The following is a 10,003-nucleotide window of genomic DNA, read 5'->3' on the forward strand; positions in this document are numbered from 1 at the left end:
TTGAATTTATCGGATCGATCGCCCTCTCGATCCAGCACGGGTCGATTGCTTGGCAGTTCCCTGAAGGGACGATCGCTTCACTTTGCGACGAGTTTTGCGTCCCAGCGATGTGCTGCCGATGCCCATCAGACCGAGCGCAACAAAAGGTTGCCAGGAGGGGCGATTAGAACGGGCTTCGTAGCGAGTAGAGCGCGTGGAATCCGGCTGTTTTTGTGGCTGCGACAGCGTGCTGAACAGCGACATTCCTCCGGCAAGCAGCAAAGCCCCAAGCGTTTTGGCAGTTTGAGAAGGAGATTGCTCCTGTTTCAAGCCAAACGACGCATAAAAGAAATAAACGCTAATCGCGAGAGAGACGAGCAGAAAAAAGCCGATTGCAGCGGAGCTATTAGCAAAGGTATAAATTGGTCCTTTTGCCTCGGAGAATTCCTGAAACGTGGAAAATGGACTGGTCATGGATTGCCTCCCTATTCCGGTGCAAGTTCAGTAGAGCTGTGTGGAGTTGGCACAGTTGCGCCATCGTTGCGGCTGAAGTGCGACACAAAGGTCGTAGTGGCATATTCGGGATAGCCCTCAACGCCCAGATCCGCAATATCCAAGCCCTTGATTTCCTCTTCGGGCGGAACGCGTAACAGGTTAAATTTCTTCAGCACCCAGCTTGAAACATAGCCCGGGATAAAGCCCAGCAGAATGACGCAGACCAGCGCACCGACAAGCTGACCGACCAGATTGATCGAAGGAATGCCGTCGCCCTGGGGGTAGCCTGCTGCTGCAATACCGACCACCACTGAGCCAAAGAGTCCAGAGAAGCCGTGAACGCCCACTGCCCCCACTGCATCGTCAATCCCTGCTTTCTCGATCGCCACAATCACCTTGGGCATGATGAAAGCCGCGATAAACGCCAGCACAATCACGACCGAGGGATGGTACAGATCCATGCCGCCACCCGTCGCAATAATGCCTGCCAGTCCGCCAGAGATGGTAAAGAACGGATCGCCCTTAGAAGACAGGTAAGCTCCCACTAGTCCGGCAGCGAGTGCCATTGTGGTATTTACTCCGATCGATGCCAGCGTCATCGGCGTACCGTAGATCGTCGTCTCTCCATCGTAGCCCGGCAAGAAAATCATGCAGGCAGCCAGAAACGCATAAAAGCCCACAAAGATCAGCATCAGCCCCACCATTGTTAGCGGCAGGTTGTGCGGCAGAATTGGACGCGGGTTGCCGTTCTCGTCATATTTGCCAATCCGGGGACCCAGATTCATCAGCACGCCCAGCGTGAAAAAGCCAGAGATGCCGTGGACGATCGCCGCGCAGCCAAAATCGTGATACCCCAGGCGGGTAAACATCCAGCCAAACGCACTCCAGCCCCAGGCAGCTCCAATCAGCCAGGTAAATGAACCAAGGATGATCGACAGAATCAGATATGCGCCGATTTTGACTCGTTCAATCAAAGCTCCCGAGAGAATCGAGGCGGTCGTCATGGCAAACAGCGCGAACGCAAAGAAGAACACGCCCGTAATGTGATCGGCAGTATTTGGACCTAGCGCAGGCGACCAGGGATAGGACGCATCCACATAGGTCATTGCGGTCTTGATCGTTTCGCTCTGTTCGGGGTTAGTCCACGGTCCCAAAATGCCACCCGTAAATGGGAAAAATGGAAACGCATTGTATACCCACCAGCCAAAGAAGAAAAAAGCGAGTCCGACACTGGCAAGCGTTAGCAGGTTTTTGACCATCGTTGCCAGCACGTTTTTTGTGCGCGATGCGCCGCCCTCGTAGGCAAGAAAGCCTGCGTGGATCAGTAGCATGAACACCGAAGACCAGTAGTAAAAAGACTCTGAAGTGAATGTGCCGAGAAATTCTTGCGCTTCAGGAGACATGGTTGATGGAGGATAAACGACTATCGTTGCAAGACACCACAATTCGCACGGCGTAACCAGGGAATCCTGTCACTCTTTCTTGCTGTCACGCTCTTTAAGTGATAGGCACAGTAAGTGATAGGCACAATAAATCAGGCTGAACGAACAGCCCTCGATTCGCTAAACAAAAAACTCAGATGAAAGTGTTAATTACGCGATCGCAAAATCGCAAACTAGAAAAATCCGAACGCTGCAAGCCCAGACATTAAAAGCCCGAACATTAAAAGTTCAGACATTAAAAGTCCGAACGCGACAAGCTCAAACCCAAGCGTTTTGAATCAGCAAAATCTTGAGTTAAAGATGAACATACCGCAGGAACGATAAATCCTGAACCAAATGTTAAACCTAACTTGTTATAACAAATGGTATTCTAATTAACCATCTGGGAGATTAGAGCAGTTTATGCTACATGACTAAGCCCTTGTCCTGAATCCTTGAGTAACTTTGGCAATCTGTCAGGAATGAACTTCAGGCAATGACTTTTTGTAAGACGTGTGAGCGATCGCGTAGTACCCCTGAAAGCTTATAGATTGCAGCATCTGTGTTCCTTTATCCTGCCTGAACCGATCGTTCATCAAATTAATCCTCAAATCATCGCTCCAGTCATTCATTCTCTGTTCGATTGTCTTTCACGTCCTCAGCCGCCGCATTGTTCGAGTGGTTCAACGATGTTCAGCAGGATAATCTTCGATCAATAGTCGAATCGTTAATTGTTCTAAATAGATTGTTCTAAATCGTTGATTGTTCTGACCTGTTATGATTGCTCCGACTTCTCGCTCTCCGGTCGTGTATTGCTCAGAAGCCTTGCATTCGGGCAATTGACAGGAAACTTAATCGTGCAGTCTGCGTTTGTTAAAAGGTGAAAAATTATGGTGAGAACAAAGGTTTGGCAGGGGGAGCCCTTCTGGGGATTAGATTATCACTTTGACCCCCAATGGCTGCTCACACCCGCTCAGCAGGAGCTTCAGGCAAAGCTAATCGACTTGTGTGCTACCGTACTGCGTCCCAACGCCATCGATTCCGATCGCAATCTGGTTTACCCGCGCAAAAACTTTGAGGCATTGGCATCACTCGGTTTATTGGGGCTATTTGTGCCGAAAGCGTGGGGCGGATTGGGCGAAAATCATGTCTGTGCGGCAATGATTGTAGAAACGATCGCCCGCTATGGCTGTCCCAGTACAGCAATGTGCTACACGATGCACCTGGGCGCAGTCGCCGCCGCTCTGTTTCGTGCCCATGAAAATTCCCAATTGCAGCAGTTGCTTCAACGCCTCGATCGCGATGTCTTGATTGGGACACTGTCCTACTCTGACCCAGAAACCGGATCGCACTTCTGGTATCCTGTTTCCTCGAAAGCAGAAGCGTCTGAAGCAGGCTGGAACGTCACCAAAAAAGCCTCCTGGACGACTTCGGCAGGCTTTGCAGACTGGTACATTGTTCAGACTACCAGCCCCGATTTTGACGGTAACTACGCGGATTTGTCCTGCTTTTTGATCTACGGCAATGAAGTCAAAGCAGAACCGCACAAATGGGATGCGCTGGGTTTGCGCGGCAACCAGTCGGGAACGCTGTTAGTCGATGGGGTCACGGTTCCGATCGATCGCCTGGTCGGACCCAAAGGAGACGGTACCGCTTCTAACGACGAAATTGTCGATCCGTTTTTCCTGCTCTGTTCGTCGGCTTGCTGGAACGGTATTGCCATGGGGGCGATCGATATTGCCAAGCGGCACGTCACTCGCAAAAAGCACGTTGATGTGGGAATGCGCGTCGCAGATTATCCAACGATTCAGGATTATTTTGGCGAAGCGATTATTGATACCAACACCTGTCGATCGTTTACCTTCACTATGGGCAAACTGATGGATGATCTGACGAACGGGTGCGACTGGTCAATTCACGCGGATCTGACGGCTTTGCCGCGATCGGCTTATCTGCCCTGGTACTGGCAAATCAAATTTGCAGCAGCTAAAAGTGTAGCCCACGTCTGCGACAAGATGCTGCACGCCTGCGGCGGTTCGGGGTTCAAGAAAGACATGGAGATCGAACGCTATCTGCGCGATGGTAAAGCGGGCTGGGTGATGGGTCCGACGAACGAAGTGCTGCGGCAATTTGTAGGCAAACTGGCTCTTTTAGGGTTCGATTCGCTGGACTACTGGAATCAAAACGTGAACGAGCGCGTGCTGCACAACGAAGTCAAAAAATTAGATGCAGCAGGCAAACGCAAACTGGCAGAACAGCTTTTAGCCGAAGCGGATGCCGCCGAAGCGCAAGCTTTATCAAAGTCCTTTGCCGCGAGCATTGCCTGAAAATACATTCGGCTCAGTGTGAGCGATCGTCCAACCCCTGAAAAACCCGATCGCCCATACCGTTCTAAGATCCCAATGAGATTTGATAAGGGGATTTAACAATGAGACTTAATAATGAACAATGAATCTGTGGTTGGGTCGATCGTCTCGATGTGGCGATATCCGGTTAAATCGATGCTGGGCGAGGAGTTAAATGCAACGGAAGTGATGGAGCGCGGCTTGATGGGCGATCGTGCCTATGCGCTGGTAGATGCAGAAACAGGAGCAATTATTAGCGCAAAGCTGCCGCGCAAGTGGGGCATATTGTTTGACTGTCGCGCTGCTCTCAATTCGCTGGAACAGGTGAAAATTACGCTGCCGGATGGGTCGATCGTGATGGGCGATCGATCAGACATAAACGAAATTCTCTCTCAGGCATTTGGGCGCAAAGTCAGGCTAGAAACCGCCGCGCCAGCAGCCCCTAGCATTGAGATGTACACACCCGATATTGAAGACATTCCAGATGCAGGCTGCGAAACGAATGCTGCTATTCGTCCAAATACGTTTTTTGATGCAGCAACCGTGCATTTGCTCACGACGGCAACACTCGATCAGTTTCAATCGATCACGCCGACTTCACGCTTTGAGCCGCGCCGCTTTCGCCCAAATTTTGTGGTTAAACCGATCGAGGGCGCAACGGGATTTGTCGAAAATGACTGGGTGGGCAAAACGCTTGCGATCGGTGATGAAGTCCGGCTCAGCATTACCGAACCTTGCCCGCGCTGTGTAATGACCACGCTGCCGCAGGGCGAACTGTCCAACGATGTGAATGTGCTGAGAACAATCGTGAAACACAACAGCGGTCATGTGGGCATTTATGCCAGTGTCAGGCAGGGCGGTACGATTCGACGGGGCGATCGGGTGGCGATCGTCTAATCGCTCAATCGCTGTTTTATTTTCTGTTGGCAGGTTTGTGTGAGATTGGGGGCGGCTATCTTGTTTGGCTAGCCGGATCGCTTTGATTGGTTGGGAAGCTGGATTGCATTGCTTGGTGTAATGGTAATGATGTATGCGCCTCGAAACTAAAGATAGTTCTGAAGATAATTCTAAGAACACGATAAAATCTGATTTTGCAATCAGCTCTGATGTTCCGCAGCCGATGGGACGTGTCATTGCCGACTATCGAATTGAACCCGGAACGGCGATCGCCTACAGGGTGCAGGCAGGACAGTATATTCAAATCATTGACGTGGAAGGATCGCAGTGTTCGGACTTTCTGGCGTTTGCGGGCATCGATGATGCGGAAGAACTGGACAGCACTGCGACTCGCACCCTGAATGGCTTGGCAATGCCTCAGGCTGGACTGCTGGGCAAATATTTTTCGCAAGCGCTCCAGCCGTTGTTTGAAGTGATTCAGGACACCTGCGGACGACACGACAGTTTCCTGCTCGCCTGCACCAACCAATACTACGAAGACGCAGGCTATCCAGGACATCCAAGCTGTAGCGATAACTTTAATCGAGTTTTGCAGCCTTACGGCATTGCAGCCCGATCGGGCTGGGCGGCGGTAAATTTCTTTTTTAATACTGCCGTAGATTGCAGCGGGGCGATCGTCTCAGCCGAATCGTGGTCGCGTCCGGGAGACTATGTGCTGTTGCGGGCAAGTCGCGATTTGCTCTGCGCCAGTTCCTCCTGTCCAGACGATATCGATCCGGCAAATGGCTGGCATCCCACGCCGATCCGGGTGCGAATTTATGACAGGAGCGAAACTTTTGCGCGATCGGTTGGGCGACGAGCTTCCCCCACGCTGCCCCTGCGACAAACCCAACCCAGCGCATTCACCGATCGCATTGAGACGCTCACCGCTCATTTGGCAGAATACAACGGCTTCTGGGTTCCTCAAACCTTTGCCCACCACGGCATTCAAGACGAATATTGGGCACTGCGCGATCGAGCCGTTTTGCTGGATCTCTCCGCACTGCGAAAGTTTGAGATCTGCGGCGACGATGCCTTGAATCTGCTTCAGTATGCCTTTTCGCGAGATGTGACCAAACTGCAAGTCGGGCAGTCTGCCTACGGCTGTTTGCTCAATCCCCACGGTGGCATTGTGGATGATGGGATTGTGTTTCGACTGGCAGCGCAGGTGTTTCGCTATGTGGGCAACTGCGACTCTGACGGGGAATGGCTGGCACGGCTGGCACAGCAACAAAGTTTCTCGGTGACGATCGATCCCAGCAGCGATCGACTTCACAATCTGGCACTTCAGGGTCCGCTCTCCCGACAAATTCTGCGATCGATCACCCAGTTTGATTCAAAATTCACCCCCTACACGATCGACGATCTGCCTTATTTTCATTTTGCGATCGGCACGATTGCCAACGTTCCCGTTCTGATTTCGCGCACCGGATATACCGGAGAACTGGGCTACGAATTATTTGTGCATCCTCGTGATGGGTCTGCCCTTTGGGATGCGCTAATGGCTGTCGGAAAACCGTTTGGACTGCAGCCGATGGGAATGTTTGCCCTCGATCGCGCCCGAATTGAAGCCGGATTGCTGAGTGCCGGACGAGAGTTTGACGATTTAACATCGCCCTATCAGGCGGGAATCGGCTGGTCAGTGGCACTGAAGAAACCCGATTTTATTGGCAAAGCCGCCCTGGAAGCAATCAAGCCACACCCACCTAAAGTCGCTGTTGGACTGGTGCTAGACGGCAATGAAGTCGCAGAACCCGGACACCCTATTTATGCGATCGGGGAACGCTGGCGCGTCGGTATGATTACGAGTGCAACCTTTTCACCAATTCTAAATCGCAGTATTGCTCTGGCTCAAGTGGCTCCTGAATACAGCACGATCGGCACTGAGTTGGAAGTCGGCGTGATGGATGGAATGAAGCGACGAATCAAGGCGATCGTGGGAACGCTGGCGGCTTATGATCCAACCAAGAGCAGAGTACGATCGTGAGAACGAAAATGGAAACGAAAGAGAGAACAGAAACGGAGATCAAAACCTACCTCTGGGATATCGCAGGCGTTGATGGTCTGCAAGCAATGAAAAGTATCGTAGGTGAAGCGATCGATCGAATTGCGCCGTTTCGATCTCTTGAATCTCAGCTTGGCGGCGAGCATTGCTCAATTCTGCGGCTCTGTGAAAACAACTTTCGGATTTCCTGTTGCGGAGACAATGCCCCAATTGCTCAAGTTTTGAATACTTTGTCCACTCAGCATGTCTGGATCAAACAATTTAACTGGCTGGGGTCGTTGATTCTGCCTGAAGCCGCCTTATCTCAACTGTTGCTGATTGCGATTTCTAAACCGCCTCACCGACTGGAAAATCTGCCGCTGCACTGTGCTGCCCCTGCTCGCATCAACGGAATTTCTGTGCTAATCTGGCGACACCCAATTGCTGGAAAACCCGCCCTTGAACTACACGCCGCTCAGAAAGATTTGCCTCAACTTCAAGCAAAGCTTCAGCCTCTTTAACTCACCCGATCGCCCTCTCAATGCCGATTCCCCTTCACCTGGCAATTTCTGAGCAGCTTCGTCATCAAATCACAAACGGCGAGTTTAAACCGGGCGAACAGTTGCCCAGCGAACACCAGCTCATGCTGCAGTTTGCAGTCAGCCGCATTACTGCCCGACGAGCGATCGCCAATCTGGTTAACCAGGGCTTAGTCGTTTCTCAGCGCGGCAAGGGCGTGTTTGTCAAAGAACAGCGCAAAGTCACTTATTCGCTGTCCAGTCCGATGATTTTTTTTGAAGCGGATATGCTTCGCCAGGGTGTCACCAGTTCCATTCGCAATCTTGTGTTTAAATCGGTCTCTCCTCCGTCTACCATTCGTCAAACGCTGCAACTTTCGCCCAATCAATCCGAAGTCTATCTGCAAAAAAAACTGCTGCTGCTGAACGACGTTGCCGTTGCCGTTGATATTACCTACATCCTGGCAAACCTGGGCAAAACCTACGCTAAAGACCTGAAGCAGCACATGACCTTTCCCACCCTAGAGCAAAATGGCGTTCTGATCGATCGCATTACCGCCACCCTCGAATCTACTCGTGCCAACCCCGAAACCAGCGAATATCTAGGCGTTCCTCTGGGCGAGCCGCTGATCGTCTACTGCTACACTGCCTACACCCCCGCTCATCAGCCGATCGTCACCGGAGAAGCCCTCTCGCGAGGCGATCGATTGGCATACTCAGTGGAGATTAGAAAACAGGACTTGCAGGGGCGATCGGAATAAGAGACAAGCGGTTCAGCCTAAGCCTTCAAACCAATATTCACGAATCAGCGCAGGGAATTGATGCGGTCTGATTTTCCAGACCTTAATTTCTAGAACGATATGTCATAGTCAAAGAATGGTTTAACCACCCATCATGCAAGAAGCTTAAACAAGCTTTACCGAAACGATCGCAGGAGAAAATTTATGGATGTGAAAGCAGCCGTAGCCTTGGAAGCAGGCAAACCTTTGAGCATTGAAACCGTGCAGCTTGAAGGACCAAAAGCAGGCGAAGTGCTGGTCGAAATCAAAGCGACAGGCGTTTGCCACACCGATGCTTTCACGCTGTCTGGGTCAGACCCCGAAGGGCTATTTCCGGCGATTCTGGGTCACGAGGGCGCGGGGATCGTCGTTGAAGTGGGCGCAGGCGTAACTTCAGTGAAACCTGGAGATCATGTGATTCCGCTCTACACGCCAGAGTGCCGCAACTGCGAATACTGCCTCAGCCGCAAAACAAATCTCTGTCAGGCAATTCGATCGACTCAGGGCAAAGGACTGATGCCTGATGGAACGAGCCGTTTTTCGATCGATGGTCAGATGATCCATCACTATATGGGCACGTCTACCTTTGCTAATTACACCGTGCTGCCCGAAATCGCCGTTGCCAAAATCCGGGAAGATGCCCCGTTTGAAAAAGTTTGCTACATCGGCTGTGGTGTGACGACAGGCGTGGGAGCCGTAATTTACACTGCAAAGGTGCAGCCCGGTTCAAACGTAGTCGTCTTTGGGTTGGGCGGCATCGGACTCAACGTGATTCAAGGCTGCCGCATGGTCGGGGCGAATATGATTGTCGGTGTGGATCTGAATCCGCAGAAGCGCGAACTGGCGGAAAAGCTGGGCATGACTCACTTTGTCAATCCCAAGGAGGTTGAAGGCGATTTGGTTGCCCATCTGGTGGAACTGACGAAAGGCGGCGCAGACTATAGCTTTGAGTGCATTGGCAATGTGAATGTGATGCGGCAAGCGTTGGAGTGCTGTCATAAAGGCTGGGGCGAAAGTACGATCATCGGCGTAGCGGGAGCCGGGCAGGAAATTAGCACTCGTCCGTTTCAATTGGTGACAGGTCGGGTCTGGAGAGGCAGCGCGTTTGGTGGCGCAAGAGGACGCACCGACGTTCCCAAAATTGTGGACTGGTACATGGACGGCAAAATTAACATTGATGATCTGATCACGAACGTGATGCCGATCGATCAAGTGAACGAAGCCTTTGATTTAATGCACCGGGGCGGCGCGATCCGAACAGTTCTGACTTTCTAGAATTTGTAGCTTAAAGAATGGTGGGTCAGTGGGAGAGATTTTGCACTGCCCCCTAAATCCCCCAATCCTGGGGGACTTTGAGATTTATCGTCAAATATTCTTTCGCGATCGCTTCAGTACAGGCTACTAAACGATTCGCACTCTCACTGACTATAGCCCTACGCAACAGAGATAGGACAGTAACATAGAGGCTAGAAGAGAGTTGGGAAATGCTCATGTCCGCCCCCTACAGCTACGACCTCCGCACTAAAGCAATCGAGGCAGTCAAACG

General features: G+C 51.6%; 8 protein-coding genes and 1 pseudogene. 7 read left to right on the forward strand and 2 right to left on the reverse strand.

Annotated features, from left to right (window positions below):
• Positions 1-6: 6 nt before the first annotated feature.
• Together NDI45_RS22635 and NDI45_RS22640 are read right to left on the reverse strand one after the other, a co-directional pair.
• Positions 7-453 carry a hypothetical protein gene (locus NDI45_RS22635; RefSeq protein WP_190790705.1) on the reverse strand — a complete coding sequence of 149 codons (447 nt, stop codon included), beginning with the start codon at positions 451-453 and terminating at the stop codon, positions 7-9.
• Between the two features lie 11 nt (positions 454-464).
• Positions 465-1,877 (reverse strand): ammonium transporter, encoded by a 1,413-nt coding sequence (locus NDI45_RS22640; protein WP_190790704.1) that lies wholly within the window; start codon positions 1,875-1,877, stop codon positions 465-467.
• 908 nt (positions 1,878-2,785) lie between these two features.
• Here NDI45_RS22640 and NDI45_RS22645 point away from each other — a divergent pair.
• The 7 genes and pseudogenes from NDI45_RS22645 (at position 2,786) to NDI45_RS22675 (ending at position 9,732) form a co-directional block, all read left to right on the forward strand.
• Entirely contained in the window at positions 2,786-4,222 is a 1,437-nt protein-coding gene (locus NDI45_RS22645) for an acyl-CoA dehydrogenase family protein (protein WP_348248886.1), read from the forward strand.
• Positions 4,223-4,336: 114 nt separating this feature from the next.
• Positions 4,337-5,137 carry an MOSC domain-containing protein gene (locus tag NDI45_RS22650; protein WP_348248888.1) on the forward strand — a complete coding sequence of 267 codons (801 nt, stop codon included), beginning with the start codon at positions 4,337-4,339 and terminating at the stop codon, positions 5,135-5,137.
• Positions 5,137-5,287, forward strand: a pseudogene (locus tag NDI45_RS22655) (hypothetical protein). Before NDI45_RS22650 ends, NDI45_RS22655 begins: the two are co-directional and overlap by 1 nt.
• Before the next feature lie 73 nt (positions 5,288-5,360).
• Positions 5,361-7,163, forward strand: a complete 1,803-nt coding sequence (locus NDI45_RS22660) for a DUF1989 domain-containing protein (protein ID WP_348248890.1) — start codon at positions 5,361-5,363, stop codon at positions 7,161-7,163.
• Between the two features lie 8 nt (positions 7,164-7,171).
• On the forward strand, positions 7,172-7,681 hold the full coding sequence (locus NDI45_RS22665) for a hypothetical protein (RefSeq protein ID WP_348248892.1): 510 nt from the start codon (positions 7,172-7,174) through the stop codon (positions 7,679-7,681).
• Between the two features lie 20 nt (positions 7,682-7,701).
• The gene (locus NDI45_RS22670; protein WP_348248894.1) at positions 7,702-8,439 is read left to right on the forward strand and encodes a GntR family transcriptional regulator; all 738 of its coding nucleotides are present in this window, start codon (positions 7,702-7,704) and stop codon (positions 8,437-8,439) included.
• 183 nt (positions 8,440-8,622) lie between these two features.
• The gene (locus NDI45_RS22675) at positions 8,623-9,732 is read left to right on the forward strand and encodes an S-(hydroxymethyl)glutathione dehydrogenase/class III alcohol dehydrogenase (RefSeq protein WP_348248896.1); all 1,110 of its coding nucleotides are present in this window, start codon (positions 8,623-8,625) and stop codon (positions 9,730-9,732) included.
• Positions 9,733-10,003: the final 271 nt, after the last annotated feature.

It is taken from the genome of Leptolyngbya sp. GB1-A1, from assembly GCF_039962475.1.
Classification (GTDB): domain Bacteria; phylum Cyanobacteriota; class Cyanobacteriia; order Elainellales; family Elainellaceae; genus Leptolyngbya_A.

Excerpts from the sequence above, each read along its gene's own strand:
- NDI45_RS22635 (WP_190790705.1), bottom strand. The coding sequence starts at position 453 with ATGACCAGTCCATTTTCCACGTTTCAGGAATTCTCCGAGGCAAAAGGA.
- NDI45_RS22640 (WP_190790704.1), bottom strand. The coding sequence starts at position 1,877 with ATGTCTCCTGAAGCGCAAGAATTTCTCGGCACATTCACTTCAGAGTCT.
- NDI45_RS22645 (WP_348248886.1), top strand. The coding sequence starts at position 2,786 with ATGGTGAGAACAAAGGTTTGGCAGGGGGAGCCCTTCTGGGGATTAGAT.
- NDI45_RS22650 (WP_348248888.1), top strand. The coding sequence starts at position 4,337 with ATGAACAATGAATCTGTGGTTGGGTCGATCGTCTCGATGTGGCGATAT.
- NDI45_RS22660 (WP_348248890.1), top strand. The coding sequence starts at position 5,361 with ATGGGACGTGTCATTGCCGACTATCGAATTGAACCCGGAACGGCGATC.
- NDI45_RS22665 (WP_348248892.1), top strand. The coding sequence starts at position 7,172 with ATGGAAACGAAAGAGAGAACAGAAACGGAGATCAAAACCTACCTCTGG.
- NDI45_RS22670 (WP_348248894.1), top strand. The coding sequence starts at position 7,702 with ATGCCGATTCCCCTTCACCTGGCAATTTCTGAGCAGCTTCGTCATCAA.
- NDI45_RS22675 (WP_348248896.1), top strand. The coding sequence starts at position 8,623 with ATGGATGTGAAAGCAGCCGTAGCCTTGGAAGCAGGCAAACCTTTGAGC.